This is a genomic window from Curtobacterium sp. NPDC089991, from assembly GCF_044748425.1.
Classification (GTDB): domain Bacteria; phylum Actinomycetota; class Actinomycetes; order Actinomycetales; family Microbacteriaceae; genus Curtobacterium.
The window spans coordinates 737550-757611 of sequence record NZ_JBIVGB010000001.1 but is presented as its reverse complement, the minus strand read 5'-3'; the positions used below and the strand labels follow the sequence as shown (position 1 = coordinate 757611).

Here is a 20062-nt window from a genome sequence, read left to right as displayed (position 1 = left end):
GGGGGGCTGGTCCCCCACAAAACCGACACGGCCCCCGCCCCGGGGGGCCGCCTGGGCACGACGCGGGCCGTGGGTTGCGCCCGGCCCCCCCCGGGGGGGGGGGGGGGGGGCCCCGGGGCCCCCCCGCCTCCCGTCCGTTCTGTGGGGGCGCCCACGGGCCGCACCGACGTCGTTCCGGACGTTGCGGACGACCGTCCGGACGGACCGTCACACCGCACGGCCTGGCAGGGTCCGACTGCTAGGGTCGTTACGGCGACGTTACGGGGCGTATCGTCCACCACACGCGGGCCCGACAGGGCCAGCGCCCTCCGAAAGCAGCGCCCCTCGGGCGCTCCACACCCACCAGGAGATCCATTGACCGTCAAGATCGGTATCAACGGCTTCGGCCGTATCGGCCGCAACTTCTTCCGGGCCGCCCTCGCGAAGGGCTCCGACCTCGAGATCGTGGCGGTGAACGACCTCACCGACAACGCCGCGCTGGCGAACCTGCTGAAGTTCGACTCCATCACGGGTCGTCTCGGCGTCTCCGTCGAGCTCGACGGCGACAACATCGTCGTCGACGGCAAGGCCATCAAGGTCCTCGCGGAGCGCGACCCCGCCAACCTCCCCTGGGGCGAGCTGGGCGTCGACATCGTCATCGAGTCGACCGGCTTCTTCACCAAGGCCGCCGATGCGCAGAAGCACATCGACGCGGGCGCCAAGAAGGTCATCATCTCCGCCCCGGCCACCGGTGACGACGTCACCATCGTCCTCGGCGTGAACGAGGACCAGTACGACCCGGCGAACCACAACATCATCTCGAACGCGTCGTGCACCACGAACAGCCTCGCGCCGCTCGCCAAGGTGTTCAACGACAAGTTCGGCATCGAGCGTGGCCTCATGACCACGATCCACGCCTACACCGCCGACCAGAACCTGCAGGACGGCCCGCACAAGGACCCCCGTCGTGCCCGTGCGGCCGCGCTGAACATCGTCCCGACCTCGACCGGTGCCGCCAAGGCCATCGGCCAGGTCATGCCGGAGCTCGCCGGCAAGCTCGACGGCTTCGCGCTCCGCGTCCCGGTCCCGACCGGCTCGATCACCGACCTCACCCTCGAGACCAAGTCCGAGGTCACCGTCGACGAGATCAACGCCGCGTACAAGGAGGCCGCAGAGGGCCCGCTCAAGGGCATCCTGCTCTACAGCGAGGACCCGCTGGTGTCGACCGACATCACGACGGACCCGCACTCCTCGATCTACGACTCCGGCCTGACCAAGGTCATCGGCGGTCTCGTGAAGATCACCTCGTGGTACGACAACGAGTGGGGCTACTCGAACCGTCTCGTCGACCTGACCGAGTACGTCGGCGAGCGTCTGTAACACATGGCCCTCCGCACCCTCGAGGACCTCGGCGACCTCGCCGGCAAGCGCGTCGTCGTCCGTTGTGACCTGAACGTCCCGCTCAAGGACGGCACGATCACGGACGACGGCCGCGTGCGGGCGTCCCTGACGACCCTCAACACCCTCATCACCGCCGGCGCGCGCGTCATCGTGATCTCCCACCTGGGCCGCCCCGACGGGGAACCCAAGCCGGAGTTCTCGCTCGCGCCGGTCGGCCAGCGGCTCTCCGAGCTGCTCGGCAAAGAGGTCACGTTCGTCGGCGAAACCGTCGGCGACGAGGCGACCGCAGCCGCCGAGGCCCTCGAGGACGGTGACGTCCTGCTGCTCGAGAACCTCCGGTTCAACCCGGAGGAGACCTCGAAGGACGCTGCCGCGCGCTCCGCGTTCGCGGACCGCATCGCGGCACTCGGTGACGCCTTCGTCTCCGACGGCTTCGGTGTCGTGCACCGCAAGCAGGCCTCGGTCTACGAACTCGCGTCCGCGCTGCCCAGCGCAGCCGGTTCGCTCATCGAGACCGAACTGCGGGTGCTCGAGCGCCTGACCTCCTCGCCGGAACGGCCGTACACGGTCGTGCTCGGTGGCTCGAAGGTCAGCGACAAGCTCGGCGTCATCGACCACATCCTGCCCAAGGTCGACACGCTGTGCATCGGCGGCGGCATGCTCTTCACCTTCCTCGCGGCCCAGGGCCACGGGGTGGCGAAGTCGCTGCTCGAAGCCGACCAGCTCGACGTCGTCCGCGAGTACCTCTCGCGGGCGAAGGAGCTCGGCGTGACGATCGACCTGCCGACCGACGTCGTGGTGGCCTCCGGGTTCTCCGCCGACGCGGCGCACGAGACGGTGGCGGCCGACGCGATCGAGTCGTCGTCGTTCGGCACCGACGGCATCGGCCTCGACATCGGTCCGGAGACGGCGGCGCGGTTCGCATCGGCGGTGTCCGGTTCGAAGACGGTGTTCTGGAACGGTCCGATGGGCGTGTTCGAGTTCCCGGCCTTCGCCGCCGGCACGAAGACCGTCGCCAAGGCCCTGACCGAGGTCGACGGCCTCGGTGTGGTCGGCGGTGGCGACTCCGCCGCTGCGGTCCGCTCGCTCGGCTTCTCGGACGACCAGTTCGGGCACATCTCGACCGGTGGCGGTGCGAGCCTCGAGTTCCTCGAGGGCAAGTCGCTTCCCGGTCTCGAAGCACTGGGGTGGTCCGCATGACCCGCACGCCGCTCATTGCGGGTAACTGGAAGATGAACCTGGACCACCTCCAGGCCATCGCCACGGTCCAGAAGCTCGCCTGGACCCTGAAGGACGCCCGCCACGACTTCGAGGACGTCGAGGTCGCGGTGTTCCCGCCCTTCACCGACCTGCGGAGCGTGCAGACGCTCATCTCGGCCGACAAGCTGCCGATCCACTTCGGTGCGCAGGACCTGTCGCAGTACGACTCCGGTGCCTACACCGGCGACGTCTCCGGCGCGTTCCTGTCGGCGCTCGACGCGCAGTACGTCATCGTCGGACACTCCGAGCGGCGCACGCTGCACGGTGAGACCGACGAGGTCGTCGCGGCCAAGACCGCCGCGGCCGTCAAGCACGGCCTCGTGCCGGTCGTCTGCGTCGGCGAGACCGGTGAGCAGCGCGAACAGCGCGGCGCCGGCGTCGTGCCGGTCGAGCAGCTCCGCGTCGTGCTCGACGCCGTGCAGCCGTCCGACATCGTCGTCGCCTACGAGCCCGTCTGGGCGATCGGTTCCGGCCAGGCGGCCACCGCCGAGCAGGCGCAGGACGAGTGCGCCGCGATCCGTCGCGGCATCGCTGCTGCCTGGGGTGACCAGGCCGCTGCCGACACGCGCGTCCTGTACGGCGGTTCGGTCAAGTCCGGCAACATCGCCGGGTTCCTCCGTGAGCCCGACATCGACGGCGCCCTCGTCGGCGGCGCATCCCTCGACGTGCAGGAGTTCGCGGCGATCGCCCGGTTCCGCCAGCACGTCGGGCTGTAGCCACACCGGCTGTCGTTGGGCTGTAGTCCGCACCACTCCCGTCCGTGTACCGGCCGTGCCCTGCGCGGCCGGTACACTGGTACGGCTGACTGACACGAAAGGTACGTCGTGGCGATACTCTCCGTCGTGCTGCAGGTCCTGCTCGCAATCACGAGCCTCCTGCTCACGCTCCTCATCCTCCTGCACAAGGGCCGCGGTGGCGGCCTCTCCGACATGTTCGGTGGCGGCGTGACGAGCAACCTCGGGGCGTCCGGCGTCGCCGAGCGCAACCTCAACCGCATCACGGTGATCCTCGGTCTGGTCTGGATCGTCTCCATCATCGTGCTCGGTCTCATCAACAAGTTCACGGCGGGGGTCTGATCCATGGCTAGCGGAGGCAGTGCAATCCGAGGGTCCCGCGTCGGCGCCGGACCGATGGGCGAACAGGACCGTGGGGTCCAGGCCGAGCGTGTGGCGATCTCGTACTGGGACGCCCTCGGCAACGAGGTCGTGCGGTACTTCGCCGCGAACCTGCCGGACGAAGAGATCCCCGAGACCGTCGATTCGCCGTCGAGCGGGCTCCCCGCCGGGCGCGACAAGGAGAACCCTCCCGTGGTCTCCAAGACGGAGCCCTACAAGACGCACCTCGCGTACGTGAAGGAGCGTCGCACTGAGGAAGAGGCAGCGCAGCTCCTCGAGGATGCGCTCCAGCAGCTCCGCGAGCGTCGCGGTACCGCTGCCAAGAAGGCGTAGCGCCCACACACACTGAAGAAGGCCCCCGCACCGCGATGGTGTGGGGGCCTTCGTGCGTCGCGGGGGCGGGTGGCAGTGCTCACCTCGCGGGAGCTTACACCCGGAGTGGTCACGACGCGCCGTGTGCGGCTCGCGGTGGTGGCACGTTCTGTCGCTTGCGGCGCCCGCAGCCGACAGTTCTTGACCGCTCGGCGTCGTGTCGGCGGGGTGTCGCAATCGTTCGGTTGCCGATTGCCGCGCGGAGAGTCGGCTCGCCGAGTGGTCACGACATGCCGCGTGCGGTTCGCTGCGGCGGCGGGTTCTGTCGCCCGGGCCCGCGTTCAGGCGACAGTTCTTGACCGCTCGGCGCCGGCCAGCGGGTGTGGGGGGCGGCGGTGGCCGCGACGGCACGACGGACGGGAGGCCCGGTGCCAGCTGGCACCGGGCCTCCCGTCAGGCAGGACGCGCGTCTAGTACGTCGACGCGATGAGGTTCTCGGGGACGTCGCGCGCGGCGTCCTGGTCCACGAAGAACACAGTGCGCTTGCGGCCCTGGACGCCGCCCACGGGGACGTCCTCGACGGAGGCGCCCGCCAGGGCGAGCCCGAGGACCGACGCCTTCTCGGCACCGGACAGGATGACCCACACGCGCTGCGAGGCGTTGATCACCGGGTAGGTGACCGTCAGACGCTGCGGCGGCGGCTTGGGGGAGTCGTCGACGGACACGACGGCGCGGTCGGTGACCGTGAGCTGCGGGAACTCGGGGAAGAGCGACGCGGTGTGCCCGTCGGGGCCGACACCGAGCAGCGTGATGTCGAAGCGCGGAGCGACGGCGCCCTCGTACGCGGCGTCCTGCAGCTCGCGCTCGTACTGCAGCGCGGCCGCTTCGATGTCGATGCCGGCGTCGGACGCGGGCATCGGGTGGATGTTCGACTCCGGGATGTCGACGTGGTCGAAGAAGTCGGTCTGCGTCCCCGTGGTGTTGCGGTCGGCGTCACCGGCCGGCACCCAGCGCTCGTCGACCCACCAGACGTGGACCTTCGACCAGTCGACGCTCTCGCGCGCCGGCGACTGGCCGATCGCGGCGAGGACGAGGGACGACACCGAGCCACCGCTGATCGCGATGTCGGCGCGCTCCTGCTCATCGAGCACGTCGATGATCTTGGTGATGAAGCGTGCGGCGACCGAAGCGCCGAGGGCCTGCTTGTCCGGGTGCACGAGCACCCGCCGTTCGTTGGTCACGTGACTCCCGTGTTCGTGGCGGCCGACCGGTCGTACGACCGCCTTCGGTCCGGTCGGGCCGCCTGCACCAGACAGGCGGCCCGACCGTTGTGGGGTGCTCAGCGGGCGATGGTCTCGCGCAGCTGGGGAACCCCGTGCTTGACGACGTCTCCGAAGAGGACGTCCGGGTCGAGTCTACGGAGTTCCTCGGCCAGGCAGTCACGCAGGTTGCGGCGTGGCAGCGACAGGTCGTGCGTGGGCTGACCGGGCATCGAGAGCGTCGCGACGTCCACCAGGGAACGCTCGAGGTCGATGGTGCCCGACTCGCGCACGAGCTTGACGCCGTGGATGCCGCTCGACCCGGTCGCACGCGGCGACGTTGTGACCGTCACCGGCACCTCGAGCTGGAGCTGCAGCCACGCGGCGAGCAGGATCGTCGACGGGCTGTCCGACGCGCCCGTCACCTCGACGCCCGTGATGGGCTCGTACGGCGGCTGGTCGAGCGCCGCGGCGAGCTGGTTCCGCCACAGGGTCAGTCGGGTCCACGCGAAGTCGGTGTCGCCCGGAACGTACGAGGCACCGAGGGCCTCGATCGCGCCGTTCGGGTCCTTCTGCGCGGCGGCGTCGGTGATCCGGCGCTGGGCGATGCGGCCCAGTGCCGAGGCCGACGGCTGCGACGGCGCGGTCTGCGGCCACCAGGCCACGACCGGGGCGTCCGGCAGGAGCAGGCCCGTGACCAGGCTCTCCTCGTCGGTCGCGGTCTCGCCGTAGGCGCGGAGGACGATGACCTCGCTGGCACCCGCGTCGCTGCCCACGCGGATCTGCGCGTCGAGACGGCCGGGCGACTTCGTGTCGCCGTCGTTCTTCGACACGATGATCACGCGCATCGGGTGCTCGCGGGACGCCTCGTTCGCGGCCTCGATCGCTTCTTCCTCGTGGCCGAGGGCCGTCGAGATGATCAGCGTGAGGACACGACCGAGGGCGACGGCGCCGCCCTCTTCGCGGATGTGGACGAGCTTCTTCTGGATCTTCGAGACCGTGGTGTTCGGCAGGTCGATCTTCATGGACGCCTCCAGGTCCGGCCGTCGCGGGCGAGCAGGGCATCGGCGGACGCCGGACCCCACGTGCCGGGACGGTACTGCTCGGGCTGGCCCTGCGTGGCCCAGAACTCCTCGATCGGGTCGAGGATCTTCCAGGACAGCTCGACCTCCTGGTGCCGCGGGAACAGCGGCGGGTCACCGAGCAGCACGTCGAGGATGAGTCGCTCGTACGCCTCGGGGGATGCCTCGGTGAAGGCGTGGCCGTAGCCGAAGTCCATCGTCACGTCGCGCACCTGGGTGCCGACGCCGGGGACCTTCGAGCCGAACCGGAGCGTGACGCCCTCGTCCGGCTGGACGCGGATCACGAGCGCGTTCTGACCAAGGGGGGACTGCGAGTTGCCGTAGACGTCCTCGGGGACGCGCTTGAAGACGATCGCGATCTCGGTCACACGGCGCCCCAGCCGCTTGCCGGCGCGCAGGTAGAACGGGACGCCCTGCCAGCGACGGGTCGCGATGTCGAGCTTGATCGCGGCGTACGTCTCGGTGCCGGACTCGGGGTTCATCCCGGCCTCGTCGAGGAATCCGAGCACCTTCTCGCCGCCCTGCCAGCCGCCGGCGTACTGTCCACGCGCCGTGGCGGTCGACAGGTCCTCGGGCAGCCGCACGGCGGACAGCACCTTCTCCTTCTCGGCGCGCAGGTCGGCGGCCTTGAACGAGACGGGCTCCTCCATCGCGGTGAGCGCGAGGAGCTGCAGCAGGTGGTTCTGGATGACGTCGCGCGCCGCGCCGATGCCGTCGTAGTACGCGGCACGTCCCGCGACGCCGATGTCCTCGGCCATCGTGATCTGCACGTGGTCGACGTAGTTCGAGTTCCAGATGGGTTCGTACATCTGGTTCGCGAACCGGAGCGTCAGCAGGTTCTGGACGGTCTCCTTGCCGAGGTAGTGGTCGATGCGGAACACGTCGTCGGGCGCGAAGACGCTCTCGACGATCGCGTTCAGCTCGCGCGCGGTGCGGAGGTCGGAGCCGAACGGCTTCTCGACGACCACGCGGCTCCACGAGCCCTCGCGCTTCGCGGTGAGGCCGGACAGCTTCAGCTGCTCGGTCACCACCGGGAACATCTTCGGCGGGATGGACAAGTAGAACGCGTGGTTGCCCAGCGTCCCGCGCTCGGCGTCCAGGTCGTCGACGGTCTGCTTGAGCTGCAGGAACGCCTCGGGGTCGTCGAACGAGCCCTGGACGAAGCGGATGCCCTGTTCGAGCTGACGCCAGACGTCCTCGTCGAACGGGGTGCGGGAGTGCTCCTTGACGGCGTCGTGCACGAGCTGGGAGAAGTCTTGGTCCTCCCAGTCGCGACGGGCGAAGCCGACGAGCGCGAACCCCGGGGGCAGGAGCCCCCGGTTGGCCAGGTCGTAGACCGCCGGCATCAGCTTCTTGCGTGACAGGTCGCCCGTCACGCCGAAGATGATGAGCGTGCTCGGTCCCGCGATCCGGTTCAGTCGACGATCCGTCGGCAGCCGGAGCGGGTTGTGCTCCGGGGTGATTGCCACCGGTGACATGAGTCGGTGAACTCCTTACGAGTCAGTGGGAGACGGCGGAGGCGATGGCCGCGGTGGCGGCGCGCACGTCCGACGTCGTGAGGGTGAGGACCGGGCGGCCGTGCTGCGCGAGGACACTCGCGTCACCGGCTGCCTGGGCCTGGAGGAGCTGGCCGAACGTGAACGGCCGGCCCGGGATCGCCAGGTCGTCCGGTTCGTCCGCCACGATCTGCAGGAACACTCCCGTGGCGGGTCCGCCCTTGTGGTACTGCCCGGTCGAGTGCAGGAACCGCGGGCCGTACCCGAAGGTGACCGGCCGACGCGTGCGCGCCGCCAGGGCGTCGCGGAGCGTCTCGAGGTCACGGTTCGTGGTGCGGTCGACGTACGCCTGCACCGCCACGTAGCCGGTGGCGTCCAGTTCGGACAGGAGGCCCGTCACGGCTTCTGCGAGCGTCGTCCCGACCGGCAGTCCGGGCGTCGCGGAGACGGCGATGCCGTCCTCGGTGAACGCGGGTTCCGCAGGCGCGGGACGGTCGTCGAGCAGCGCACGGGTCGCGACCTTGGCGGCCTCGACGTCGGGCTGGTCGAACGGGTCGATGCCGAGCAACCGCCCGGCGACCGCGACGGCGTACTCCCAGACGAGGATCTGACCACCGAGCGTCCCGGTGATCTCGACCTCGCCCTCGGCGACGTGGCGCTCGTCCTCGCGCGAACCGACCAGGCGGATGACCTGGACGTCCGGCAGGGCTGCGGAGACCTCGGGGGAGTCGGCGTGCAGGACGACGGGGAGCAGGCCACGTCCGCTCTTGCCGGTCGACTCTGCGATCAGCTGCTCCACCCAGTCGCCGAACCCGACGATGTGGGTGCCGTCCGGCACGATCGCGATCTTGTCGCGCAGCGGGTCGGTGCCGGCGAGGACCGCACCGAGCACGAGCCCGGGGTTCTCGTCGAGGTCGACCGACAGCAGCGCGGAGATGGCGTCGGCCTCGTCCAGCAGCTCGGCGATGTCCGCTCCGGCGAGACCGGAGGGCACCAGACCGAACGCGGTGAGCGCTGAGTAGCGGCCGCCGACGGTCGGGTCGGCGGTGAAGACCCGGTAGCCGGCGTCGATCGCGGCGGCCTCGAGCGCGGAGCCCGGGTCGGTGACGACGACGATGCGGCCGGTGGGGTCGATGCCCGCGTCGCGGAACGCCTGCTCGTAGACGCGGCGCTGGGAGTCGGTCTCGAGCGTGGAGCCGGACTTCGACGAGACGACGAGCACGGTGCGCTCGAGGTTCGTCGTGACGGCTGCGCGGACCTGCGCGGGGTCGGTCGAGTCGAGCACCGTCAGCGGGACGCCGGCGGTGCGCGTGATGACCTCCGGCGCGAGCGACGAGCCGCCCATGCCGGCGAGGACGACGTGGTCGACCCCTTCGGCACGGAGCGACTCGCGCAGCGCGGTGATCTGGGCGACGAGCGGGCGGGAGACCGAGACGGCCTCCACCCAGCCGAGGCGCTTGGACGCCTCGGCCTCGGCGTCCGGTCCCCACAGCTCGGGGTCCTGGGCGGTGATGCCCGAGGCCACCAGGTCAGCGACGAGCCGCGGGACCACCGAGTCGATGGCCCGCGCGGCATCGCCGCTGGCAGCGATGGAAACCGTCACTACTTGGCGCCCTCGAGCGCGGTCTTCACGGTGTCGACGAGCTCGCCCCACGAGACGTTGAACTTGTCCACGCCCTCCTTCTCGAGCAGCGCCACGACGTCGTCGTAGTCGATGCCCTGCGCGGCGAGCTGGTCGAGGACCTGCTGCGCGGCGTCGAAGGTGCCGGCGATGGCGTCGCCGTGGATCTCACCGTGGTCGAACGTGGCGTCGAGCGTCTTGCCCGGCATCGTGTTCACGGTGTTCGGGGCGGCGAGCTCGGTCACGTAGAGCGTGTCGGGCAGCGACGGGTCCTTGACGCCGGTCGAGGCCCAGAGCGGACGCTGCGTGTTCGCACCGGCCTCGAGCAGGCCGAGGGCGCGCTCGGAGGCGAACGCCTCGGTCCAGACCTGGTAGGCGAGCTGCGCGTTGGCGATGCCGGCCTTCGACTTCAGGGCCTTGGCCTCGTCGGTGCCGACGGCGTCCAGGCGCTTGTCGATCTCGGAGTCGACGCGCGACACGAAGAACGAGGCGACCGAGTGGATCTTCGACAGGTCGTGACCGGCGGCCTTGGCCTTCTCGAGCCCACCGAGGTAGGCGTCGATGACGGCGCGGTAACGCTCGAGCGAGAAGATCAGGGTGACGTTGACGGAGATGCCGGCGCCGATGACCTCGGTGATGGCCTCGAGACCCTCGACCGTTGCGGGGATCTTGATGAGGACGTTCTCGCGGCCGACCTTCTCGAACAGGAACTTGGCCTGCTCGATGGTCTTGGCGGTCTCGTGGGCGAGGCCCGGCTCGACCTCGATCGAGACGCGGCCGTCGAAGCCCTTGGTCTCGTCGTAGATCGGTTTGAAGACGTCGGACGCGTTGGCGACGTCCTGCGTGGTGATCTCGAAGATCGCCTCGGTCACGTCGGTGCCGGCGGCGGCCAGCTCCTTGACCTGGGCGTCGTAGCGCTCGCCCTTGGCGAGGGCCGACGCGAAGATCGTCGGGTTGGTGGTCACGCCGACGACGTTCTTCTGTGCGATGAGGTCGGTGAGCTTGCCGGTCTCGAGGAGCTCGCGGGACAGGTCGTCGAGCCAGATGCTCACGCCGACCGCGGAGAGGGCGGCAGTGGGGGTGTTCTCAGCCATGTGTTTCTCTTCTTTCCTTCATCGGCCTGATGGCCGGGGTCTGGGGGACCGGGGGCGCGTGGCGGAGCCGAACCGCGCCTCCCGGCAGAAGGGCCGGATCCGGCGAACCGGACCCGGCCCCTGCGGGTCAGGAAGCCGCGATGGATTCCTTCGCGGCGGCCACGACGTGTTCCGTCGTGAAGCCGAACTCCTTGAAGAGCGTCTGGTAGTCGGCCGAGGCACCGAAGTGCTCGATCGAGACGCTGCGGCCCTTGTCGCCGACGATGTCGCGCCAGCTCATGGCGATGCCGGCCTCGACCGACACGCGAGCGGTGACGTCCTTCGGGAGCACCTGGTCCTGGTAGTTCTCGGACTGGGCGCGGAACCACTCGATGGACGGTGCGCTCACGACGCGGGCGTTGATGCCCTCGCCCTTGAGCTGCTCACGGGCCTCGACGGCGATCTGGACCTCGGAACCGGTCGCGATGAGGATCACGTCCGGGGTGCCTTTCGGCGCCTCGGCCAGGATGTACGCACCCTTGGCGACGTTCTTCGCCGAGGCGAAGACCTCACCGGAGGCGTCGCCCTCGCCACGCTCGAACACCGGCAGGTTCTGACGGCTCAGCGCGATGCCGGCCGGGCGGTCGGTGTGCTTGAGCATCTCGAGCCAGGCGTACGCGACCTCGTTGGCGTCGGCGGGGCGGACCACGTCGAGACCCGGGATCGCACGGAGCGACGAGACCTGCTCGATCGGCTGGTGCGTCGGGCCGTCCTCGCCGAGGGCGACGGAGTCGTGGGTCCAGACGTAGATCGCCGGGGCGCCCATGAGCGCGGCGAGACGGACCGCCGGACGCATGTAGTCGCTGAAGATCAGGAACGTGCCGCCGAAGGGGCGGGTGTTCCCGTGCAGGACGATGCCGTTGAGGATCGAGCCCATGGCGTGCTCGCGGATGCCGAAGTGCAGCACGCGGCCGTACGGGTCGGTGCTCCACGTCGACGTCGAGGCCTCGGCCGGACCGAAGGACTTGGCGCCCTCGATCGTGGTGAGGTTCGACTCGGCGAGGTCGGCCGAGCCACCCCAGAACTCGGGCATCAGCGGCGCGATGGCGTTGATGACCTTGCCGGAGGCGGCACGGGTCGAGACGGCCTTGTCGGTCGGGAAGACCGGCAGTGCTGCCTCGAGGTCCGCGGGGAGCTCCTTGGCGTTGACGCGGTCGAACAGCGCCTTCTTGTCGGCGTTGGCAGCAGCCCACGCGTCGAAGGTCTTCTGCCACTCGGCGTGCTGCGCCTGGCCCTTGGCGACGGCGCCGCGGGTGTACTCGAGGACCTCGGGGGCGACCTCGAAGGTCTTCGCGGTGTCGAAGCCGAGGACCTCCTTGAGGCCCTTGATCTCGTCGGCGCCGAGCGCCGAACCGTGGATCTTGCCGGAGTTCTGCTTGGTCGGCGACGGCCAGCCGATGATCGTCTTGAGGACGATGAGCGACGGCTTGTCGGTGACCTGCTGGGCGGCCTCGATCGCGGCGTGGAGCTCCACGGCGTCTTCGGAGTACTCGCCGGTCTTCTTCCAGTCGACGATCTGGACGTGCCAGCCGAGCGCCTCGTAGCGCTCGGGGACGCTCTCCGAGAACGCGATGTCGGTGTTGTCCTCGATCGAGATCTGGTTCGAGTCGTAGAACGCGATCAGGTTGCCGAGCTGCTGACGGCCGGCGAGCGAGCCCGCCTCGTTCGTCACGCCCTCCTGCATGTCGCCGTCACCGGCGATCACGTAGGTGAAGTGGTCGAACGGCGACTGGCCGGCCGGGGTCTCCGGGTCGAACAGGCCGCGCTCGAAGCGCTGGGCGTAGGCGAAGCCGACCGAGGACGCGAGGCCCTGGCCGAGCGGGCCGGTGGTGATCTCGACACCGTCGGTGTGGCCGTACTCCGGGTGACCCGGGGTCTTCGAGCCCCACTTGCGCAGGTGCTGCAGGTCGTCGAGCTCGAGGCCGTAGCCGTGCAGGTAGAACTGCACGTACTGCAGGATCGAGGCGTGACCGGCGGAGAGGATGAAGCGGTCGCGGCCGATCCAGGTGGAGTCGCTCGGGTCGCGACGCATCACCTTCTGGAAGAGCAGGTGTGCGAGCGGCGCGAGGCTCATCGCGGTGCCGGGGTGACCGTTGCCGGCGGCCTCGACCGAGTCGGCGGCGAGAACGCGGGCCGTGTCGACGGCCTTCCGGTCGATGGCGTCCCAGGTGAATTCAGCCACTTGGATGTTGACCCTTCTTGATGCGACATGTGCGAGGGCTCGTGCCATCGCACGGACATGTGGCCATCCCGGGGCCGAGTCGTGTCGCCGTCTAGCGGCGGCCGACCGGCTCATCGCGGCCGACGTCATCGGGGCGCGCACTGCGGGAGGGCAGGTCCAGCATAGTGACCAGCCACTCAGAAGGGGTTCAGGTGACGCCCGATGTTCACGAGTCGGGTCACCCGGGCCCTCGTCCGCCGGGCGTGTCGTGCTCCGCGGCCCGTCGTTCTGCACGGGATGGGGGAGCGGGGCATCATCGCGGCGCTTCCATCACGTAAACTGTCGACGACCCGTGGACATTCCGGGTCAGCGCATGCCCGGACGCCGCCGCAGTCGTCCACCGAGTGTGCGAGCTGATGCGAACAGACTGAGGTTCCCTTGCCGACTGCCACCGTGACCAGGCCCGACACCGATCGACCCCGATCGACGCTGTCCCGCAAGGTCCGTGCGTACGTCTCGTTGACCAAGCCGCGGGTCATGGAGCTGCTGCTCGTGACCACCGCGCCGACCATGTTCCTGGCCGAGCGTGGCGTGCCGGACCTCTGGCTCGTGTTCTGGACGATGCTCGGCGGGGCGATGTCCGCCGGCTCGGCGTCGGCCTTCAACTGCTACATCGACCGTGACATCGACCGCCTGATGAAGCGGACGAGCACCCGGCCGCTGGTGACCGGTGAGCTCTCGGACCGCGAAGCCCTCGTGTTTTCGTGGATCCTCGGCGTCCTGTCCACGGCGGTACTCGGGTTCCTGGTGAACTGGCTCGCCGCGGCCCTGAGCGTCATCGCGATCCTCATCTACGTGTTCGTCTACACGCTGTGGCTCAAGCGCCGCACCCCGCAGAACATCGTGTGGGGCGGCTCGGCCGGCTGCATGCCCGTGCTCATCGGCTGGGCGGGCGTCACCGGGTCGCTGACGTGGGCCCCGGTCATCCTCTTCATGGTGATCTTCCTCTGGACGCCGCCGCACTACTGGCCGCTGTCGATGAAGTACCGCGACGACTACGACGCCGCCGACGTCCCGATGCTCGCCGTGGTCCGCGGTCGCACCGTCGTCGGCCTGCAGGTCGTGCTGTACGCCTGGGCGACGCTCGTCTGCTCGCTCCTGCTCATCCCCGTTGCGCACATGGGGCCGCTGTACACCGTGGTCGCACTGGCCGGTGGCATCTGGTTCGTCGTCGAGTCGCACCGGCTGTACTCCCGGGCGATCCAGCACGTCGAGCACGTGCAGCCGATGCGTGTGTTCCACAGCTCGATCACGTACCTGACGCTGCTCTTCATCGCCGTGGGCATCGACCCGCTGCTGCCGCAGGTCTTCACCTTCTAGGCACTGCAGGCCGCCACTGGGCGACGTCGTACGACGATTTCGATGTCGTACGACGTCCTTCGTCGTCGGTGCGCGTGCGCGACGGTTGCGCGCGCGGGGATGCGACGTCCTCGACGTCGTGCGACGTCGAGGACGTCGTTCCGGATCGGCGCGCGATCTGGCGCGGCCGTGGACGTGCCCACCAGGCGGCCGGGAGGCGCGGGGCGGGGCCGCCACGGGCCTCCCGGCCGCCCTGTGCGTCCGTGGGCGCGGGGCGCACGCGTGGCCCGGGATGCGTGTGCAACGAACGACACCCCACGAGTCGATCGACTCGTGGGGTGTCGCAGAACGGGTGTGGCGCGTGCGACGCGCCCGGGCGTCAGGCGGCGTCGAGTGGTTCGCGCACGGCCTCGCGACCGGCGCTGGCGCGCGTGGCGAGGACGACCGCCGTGGTGGCTCCGACGAGCAGCCCGGCGAGCACCATGTGCGTGCCCACCAGCCCGACGGGCAGGCCGGTGCGAGCCTGGGTCAGACCGACGGCGATCTGGAGGAACTCGACGACGAGCAGCAACAGCGCCCACTTGCTCGAGATCCGGAGCCGGACGGCGCCGACGACGAGCACGAGGGTCAGCGCGAACAGGGCGTACGCGGGCCAGGCGTGCACGTGCTCCATGACCGCGGGGTCGAAGCCCGTGCGGTGCAGCATCCCGCCGTCGACGGCCTCGTCGGCACCGGCGTGCGGGCCGCTGCCGGTCGTCAGGATGCCGACGAGCACGGTGACCACGACGGCGGCGACGGTGCCGCGGACGACGCCGGTGTACCAGCCGGGAACGAGGCGGTGACTGGTGCGGGGGCCGTGCACCGTCCGGTAGACCAGGGCGGCGGTGACCGAGGTCAGGGCGGCGGACACGACGAAGTGCAGCCCGACGACGAACGGGTTGAGGTTCGTGAGCACGCTGAGCCCGCCGATGACGGCCTGGACCGGGATCGCGACGCCCTGAGCGAACGCGAGCCAGAACAGTTCGGGGCGCGTGCGGAGCATCCGGACGACCGCCAGGAACATCGCGATCGCCACGATGACGAGCACGAAGGTGAGCAGTCGGTTGCCGAACTCGATGATCCCGTGGATGCCCATCTCGGGCGTGGAGACGAGCGAATCGGCCGTGCACTTGGGCCAGGTGGGGCATCCGAGGCCCGACGCGGTCAGGCGGACGAGGCCGCCGGTGCCGATCAACACGACCTCGACCACGAACGAGGCCCACGCCAGCGCGATGACCCGGCGGTCGACGACCCGGGGGAGCGACCACCACCGTGCGGTCCGGAGATCCTGGTCGACGGGGGGTCCGACGCGAGTCACGAGGGTGGTGCCTTCCTGTTGTTCCGTGCAGTGAACCTGTAGGATTCGAGGGTTCAGCAGCAGTCAAGTCTAGGCAGGCGCCGGCTCCGAATGGGCCGAGATCGCCGATCGATCCAGGGACTGCGTGGAACCATTGTCGTTGCGAGGGAGCAGCACCGTGTCCGCCTGTCGGCGGTCTGCGGTGGAATGGCGTCCAGACGCCACGGGTTCACACCTGAAGACGCTGCCCCGCGAGAAGGAAACGAGGAGACCATGTCCGACGTGCTCATCGACCGTCCCGAGCTCGAAGGGCTCGGGCAATACGAGTTCGGCTGGTCCGACTCCGACTCGGCCGGGGCCTCGGCCCGCCGTGGGGTCTCGGACGAGGTCGTCACCGACATCTCGAACCTCAAGCACGAGCCCGAGTGGATGCTCAAGAACCGGCTCAAGGGCCTGCAGCTCTTCGGCCGCAAGCCGATGCCGACGTGGGGTGCCGACCTGACGGGCATCGACTTCGACAACATCAAGTACTTCGTGCGCTCGACAGAGAAGCAGGCGCAGTCGTGGGAGGACCTCCCGGAGGACATCCGCGCGACCTACGAGAAGCTCGGCATCCCCGAGGCCGAGCGCCAGCGCCTCGTCGCCGGTGTCGCCGCGCAGTACGAGTCCGAGGTCGTGTACCACCAGATCCGCGAGGACCTGGAGCAGCAGGGTGTCATCTTCATGGACACCGACACCGCGCTCCGCGAGCACCCCGAGCTCTTCCAGGAGTACTTCGGCACCGTGATCCCGGCCGGCGACAACAAGTTCGCCGCGCTGAACACGGCCGTGTGGTCCGGCGGCTCGTTCGTCTACGTCCCCAAGGGCGTCCACGTCGAGATCCCGCTGCAGGCCTACTTCCGGATCAACACCGAGAACATGGGCCAGTTCGAGCGGACGCTGATCATCGCGGACGAGGACTCCTACGTCCACTACATCGAGGGCTGCACCGCCCCGATCTACAAGTCGGACTCGCTGCACTCGGCCGTCGTCGAGATCATCGTGAAGAAGAACGCCCGCGTTCGGTACACGACGATCCAGAACTGGTCGAACAACGTCTACAACCTCGTGACCAAGCGTGCGATCGCGCACGAGGGCGCCACGATGGAGTGGATCGACGGCAACATCGGCTCCAAGGTGACGATGAAGTACCCGTCGATCTACCTCGCCGGTGAGCACGCCAAGGGCGAGACCCTGTCCGTCGCGTTCGCCGGCCCCGGCCAGCACCAGGACGCCGGCGCGAAGATGATCCACATGGCGCCGTACACGACGTCGTCGATCGTCTCGAAGTCGATCGCGCGTGGCGGCGGTCGCGCGGGGTACCGCGGCGAGGTCCGGGTGGACCCGGCGGCGCACCACGCGGCGAACACCGTGCGGTGTGACGCGCTGCTCGTCGACACGATCAGCCGGAGCGACACGTACCCGGCGATCGACATCCGCGTCGACGACGTCCAGCTCGGGCACGAGGCCACGGTCTCGCGCGTGAGCGAGGAGCAGCTCTTCTACCTGATGTCCCGCGGCATGGCCGAGGACGAAGCGATGGCGATGATCGTCCGTGGCTTCATCGAGCCGATCGCCCGCGAGCTCCCGATGGAGTACGCGCTCGAACTCAACAAGCTCATCGAGATGAGCATGGAAGGATCCGTCGGCTAGATGTCCAGCACCACCCCTCCCCACATCGACCAGCCGATCGAGCCCGCGGCACCCGCCCAGGGTGCCGAACAGCACGGCGCCGGAGCCCACTCCGACGGCGGCTGGGACGCCCCGGACAAGAAGATCCCGGTCCAGACCCGCTCGGAGCGGTTCCAGTCCGGCGACCTCGAGGCGTTCCCGACCGTCACCGGCCGCGAGGTGAACTGGAAGTTCGCGCCCCTGGCGAAGCTCCAGCCGCTCCTCGACGGCGGTCTCGACGGATCTGCCTACCGGTTCCTCGCCCGCCAGTCCGACGGTGCCGACGTCGAGTGGGGTCGCAGCGACGACCCCCGCGTCGGCACCGCCGGTCTGCCCGAGGACCGTGCAGCGGCCGCTGCGTGGTCCGCGCGCGACGCCGTCCTCGCCGTCACCGTCAAGGCAACCGAGGCGCACGAGTTCATCACCATCACGCGTTCCGACTTCGGCACGCAGCCCCGAGCGGCGCACACGGTCATCACGGCCGAACCGCACGCCCAGGGCATCGTCGTGCTCGACAACCGCGGCAGCGCACTGCTCAGCGAGAACATCGAGATCGTCGTGCAGGACGGCGCACGCCTGACCGTCGTCAGCCTGCAGGACTGGGACGACGACGCGGTGCACGTCTCGACGCACTTCGCCGAGGTCGGCCGCGACGCCTTCCTGAAGCACGTCGTGGTCTCGCTCGGCGGCGACGTCATCCGGGTCAACCCCTCGACGCACCTCGGTGCGCAGGGCGCCGACACCGAGATGTACGGCGTGTACTTCGCCGACGCCGGTCAGTACATCGAGCAGCAGGTCTACGTGAACCACGACGCGCCGAACACGCGCGGTCGGGTCAACTACAAGGGCGCGCTGCAGGGCAAGGGCGCGCACACCGTGTGGATCGGTGACGTGCTCATCGGTCGCGCCGGTGACGGCACCGACTCGTACGAGCAGAACCGCAACCTCGTGCTGACCGACGGCACCCGTGCCGACAGCATCCCGAACCTCGAGATCGAGACGGGCAACATCGAGGGCGCCGGCCACGCGAGTGCGACCGGTCGCTTCGACGACGAGCAGCTGTTCTACCTGCAGGCCCGCGGCATCCCTGAGGAAGAAGCGCGTCGTCTCGTCGTGCTCGGCTTCCTGGTCGAGGTCATCCAGAAGATCGGTGCGCCCGAGCTCGAGGAACGACTCATCGCCGCGGTCGAGCAGGAGCTCGCCGAGGGCCGCTCGGTGATCGTCGCGCCGGCGGAGGCCGACGCCTGATGCCCACGAAGGTCTGCGCGGAGTCCGAGATCGCGGTGGACAGCCCCATGCGCGCCGTCGTCGACGGCACCGCGGTGGCCATCGTGAAGGACTCGTCCGGCACCGTGCACGCCATCGGCGACACCTGCACCCACGGGGACATCTCGCTGGCCGAGGGCTTCATCGAGGGCGACACGCTCGAGTGCTGGGCCCACGGCTCCCGCTTCTCGCTCGCCACGGGGAAGCCGCAGAACTTCCCGGCGTACGAGCCCGTCCCGGTGTTCCGGGTCGAGGTGCGTGAGGGCGACGTCTACGTCGACGTGCACGACCCCGTGCCCGTCGACTGACACCGCCTCCCGGCCCCCACACTTTCCGCGGCCCGTCCGCGACACGACAGAAAACCGAAGGAACCCACGCAATGTCCACTCTGGAAATCCGCGACCTCCAGGTCTCGATCGACACCGATCAGGGCACCAAGGAGATCCTCAAGGGTGTCGACCTCACGATCAACGAGGGCGAGATCCACGCGATCATGGGGCCGAACGGCTCCGGCAAGTCCACGCTGGCGTACACGATCGCCGGGCACCCCCGGTACAACGTCGTCGGTGGCTCGATCACCCTCGACGGCGAGGACGTCCTCGCGATGAGCGTCGACGAGCGCGCCCGTGCCGGCATGTTCCTGGCGATGCAGTACCCGGTCGAGATCCCCGGCGTGACGGTGTCGAACTTCCTCCGCACCGCCAAGACGGCGATCGACGGCGAGGCCCCGGCCCTGCGCGGCTGGATCAAGGAGCTCCGCCAGTCGATGGCCGACCTCAAGATGGACTCGTCGTTCGCCGAGCGCAACGTCAACGAGGGCTTCTCCGGCGGCGAGAAGAAGCGCCACGAGATCATGCAGCTCGAGCTCCTCAAGCCCCGCTTCGCCGTGCTCGACGAGACCGACTCCGGCCTCGACGTCGACGCGCTGAAGATCGTGTCCGAGGGCGTGAACCGCGCCAAGGCCGCGACCGGCCTCGGCGTGCTGCTCATCACGCACTACACGCGCATCCTCCGCTACATCAAGCCGGACTTCGTGCACGTGTTCGTCGCGGGCAAGGTCGCCGAGCAGGGTGGCCCGGAGCTCGCCGACCGCCTCGAGAACGAGGGCTACGACCGCTACGTGCAGGCCGCGGCGGCGTCCGCCGCAGAGGCGCAGGCCTGATGATCGCGGCACTCGCCCCGGAGAAGTTCGACGAGGTCGTCGAGGGCCTGAAGGAGGTCCAGGACCCGGAGCTCGGCGTCAACATCGTCGACCTCGGCCTGATCTACGACCTGGCCTGGGACGACGAGGCCTCGGCGCTCGTGATCAGCATGACGCTGACGAGTGCCGGCTGCCCGCTCACCGACGTCATCGAGGGCGACACTGCGAACGCCCTCGACGGCATCGTGGACGCCTTCCGCATCAACTGGGTCTGGATGCCGCCGTGGGGTCCGGAGCGGATCACCGACGACGGGCGCGAGATGATGCGTGCGCTCGGGTTCGCGATCTAGTCGCGACCACACCGTAGACGGGAGGCCCGGTGCCAGCTGGCACCGGGCCTCCCGTCTGTCCGTGGTCGCGCCACGCGCGGG

The 20062-nt window shown here is 69.4% G+C and carries 18 protein-coding genes; 11 read left to right on the top strand and 7 right to left on the bottom strand.

Going from position 1 to position 20062, the window contains the following annotated elements; translation table 11 throughout:
- The first annotated feature begins 354 nt into the window (after window positions 1-354).
- The 5 genes from gap (at window position 355) to ACIPV1_RS03635 (ending at window position 4088) form a co-directional block, all read left to right on the top strand.
- On the top strand, window positions 355-1359 hold the full coding sequence (gene gap / locus ACIPV1_RS03655; protein WP_111083958.1) for a type I glyceraldehyde-3-phosphate dehydrogenase: 1005 nt from the start codon (window positions 355-357) through the stop codon (window positions 1357-1359).
- A 3-nt stretch (window positions 1360-1362) separates the two neighbouring features.
- On the top strand, window positions 1363-2580 hold the full coding sequence (locus ACIPV1_RS03650; protein WP_123294371.1) for a phosphoglycerate kinase: 1218 nt from the start codon (window positions 1363-1365) through the stop codon (window positions 2578-2580).
- Window positions 2577-3356 carry a triose-phosphate isomerase gene (gene tpiA, locus ACIPV1_RS03645; RefSeq protein WP_123294452.1) on the top strand — a complete coding sequence of 260 codons (780 nt, stop codon included), beginning with the start codon at window positions 2577-2579 and terminating at the stop codon, window positions 3354-3356. Before ACIPV1_RS03650 ends, tpiA begins: the two co-directional genes overlap by 4 nt.
- Before the next feature lie 108 nt (window positions 3357-3464).
- Window positions 3465-3716, top strand: coding sequence for a preprotein translocase subunit SecG (gene secG, locus ACIPV1_RS03640; RefSeq protein ID WP_017887256.1), 252 nt, complete (start codon window positions 3465-3467; stop codon window positions 3714-3716).
- Window positions 3717-3719: 3 nt separating this feature from the next.
- Complete coding sequence (locus ACIPV1_RS03635) at window positions 3720-4088, top strand: RNA polymerase-binding protein RbpA (RefSeq protein WP_027465686.1); 369 nt, start codon at window positions 3720-3722, stop codon at window positions 4086-4088.
- A 449-nt stretch (window positions 4089-4537) separates the two neighbouring features.
- Here the strand turns inward: ACIPV1_RS03635 and pgl are convergent, their stop codons facing one another.
- The 6 genes from pgl to tkt all read right to left on the bottom strand — a co-directional run bounded on the left by pgl (window position 4538) and on the right by tkt (window position 12840).
- On the bottom strand, window positions 4538-5308 hold the full coding sequence (gene pgl / locus ACIPV1_RS03630) for a 6-phosphogluconolactonase (protein WP_111083960.1): 771 nt from the start codon (window positions 5306-5308) through the stop codon (window positions 4538-4540).
- A gap of 98 nt (window positions 5309-5406) precedes the next feature.
- Complete coding sequence (locus ACIPV1_RS03625; protein ID WP_111083961.1) at window positions 5407-6351, bottom strand: glucose-6-phosphate dehydrogenase assembly protein OpcA; 945 nt, start codon at window positions 6349-6351, stop codon at window positions 5407-5409.
- Window positions 6348-7886, bottom strand: a complete 1539-nt coding sequence (zwf, locus tag ACIPV1_RS03620) for a glucose-6-phosphate dehydrogenase (RefSeq protein WP_111083962.1) — start codon at window positions 7884-7886, stop codon at window positions 6348-6350. Before zwf ends, ACIPV1_RS03625 begins: the two co-directional genes overlap by 4 nt.
- Window positions 7887-7908: 22 nt before the next feature.
- Window positions 7909-9507, bottom strand: coding sequence for a glucose-6-phosphate isomerase (locus ACIPV1_RS03615; RefSeq protein ID WP_402725771.1), 1599 nt, complete (start codon window positions 9505-9507; stop codon window positions 7909-7911).
- Window positions 9507-10619, bottom strand: a complete 1113-nt coding sequence (gene tal / locus ACIPV1_RS03610) for a transaldolase (protein ID WP_123294374.1) — start codon at window positions 10617-10619, stop codon at window positions 9507-9509. The genes ACIPV1_RS03615 and tal overlap by 1 nt, the downstream gene beginning before the upstream one ends.
- Window positions 10620-10746: 127 nt before the next feature.
- On the bottom strand, window positions 10747-12840 hold the full coding sequence (tkt, locus tag ACIPV1_RS03605; RefSeq protein WP_402725770.1) for a transketolase: 2094 nt from the start codon (window positions 12838-12840) through the stop codon (window positions 10747-10749).
- A gap of 432 nt (window positions 12841-13272) precedes the next feature.
- On the opposite strand from tkt, the gene ACIPV1_RS03600 reads away from it, so the two are divergent.
- Window positions 13273-14199 carry a heme o synthase gene (locus ACIPV1_RS03600; RefSeq protein ID WP_111083966.1) on the top strand — a complete coding sequence of 309 codons (927 nt, stop codon included), beginning with the start codon at window positions 13273-13275 and terminating at the stop codon, window positions 14197-14199.
- Between the two features lie 358 nt (window positions 14200-14557).
- On the opposite strand, the gene ACIPV1_RS03595 is transcribed toward ACIPV1_RS03600, so the two are convergent.
- Window positions 14558-15535 (bottom strand): heme A synthase, encoded by a 978-nt coding sequence (locus tag ACIPV1_RS03595; RefSeq protein ID WP_248703281.1) that lies wholly within the window; start codon window positions 15533-15535, stop codon window positions 14558-14560.
- A gap of 252 nt (window positions 15536-15787) precedes the next feature.
- Between ACIPV1_RS03595 and sufB the strand changes: the two genes are divergently transcribed.
- From sufB to ACIPV1_RS03570, 5 genes are all read left to right on the top strand, one after another.
- A complete protein-coding gene (sufB, locus tag ACIPV1_RS03590; protein ID WP_111083968.1) occupies window positions 15788-17206 on the top strand; it encodes a Fe-S cluster assembly protein SufB in 1419 nt (472 codons plus the stop codon).
- Window positions 17207-18472: a Fe-S cluster assembly protein SufD gene (sufD, locus tag ACIPV1_RS03585; RefSeq protein ID WP_132100326.1), complete on the top strand. Its 1266-nt coding sequence runs from the start codon at window positions 17207-17209 to the stop codon at window positions 18470-18472. It abuts the gene before it with no gap.
- On the top strand, window positions 18472-18798 hold the full coding sequence (locus tag ACIPV1_RS03580) for a non-heme iron oxygenase ferredoxin subunit (protein WP_111083970.1): 327 nt from the start codon (window positions 18472-18474) through the stop codon (window positions 18796-18798). Before sufD ends, ACIPV1_RS03580 begins: the two co-directional genes overlap by 1 nt.
- 71 nt (window positions 18799-18869) lie before the next feature.
- The gene (gene sufC / locus ACIPV1_RS03575; RefSeq protein ID WP_111083971.1) at window positions 18870-19652 is read left to right on the top strand and encodes a Fe-S cluster assembly ATPase SufC; all 783 of its coding nucleotides are present in this window, start codon (window positions 18870-18872) and stop codon (window positions 19650-19652) included.
- Window positions 19652-19981, top strand: coding sequence for a metal-sulfur cluster assembly factor (locus ACIPV1_RS03570; protein ID WP_111083972.1), 330 nt, complete (start codon window positions 19652-19654; stop codon window positions 19979-19981). The genes sufC and ACIPV1_RS03570 overlap by 1 nt, the downstream gene beginning before the upstream one ends.
- Window positions 19982-20062 lie beyond the last annotated feature (81 nt).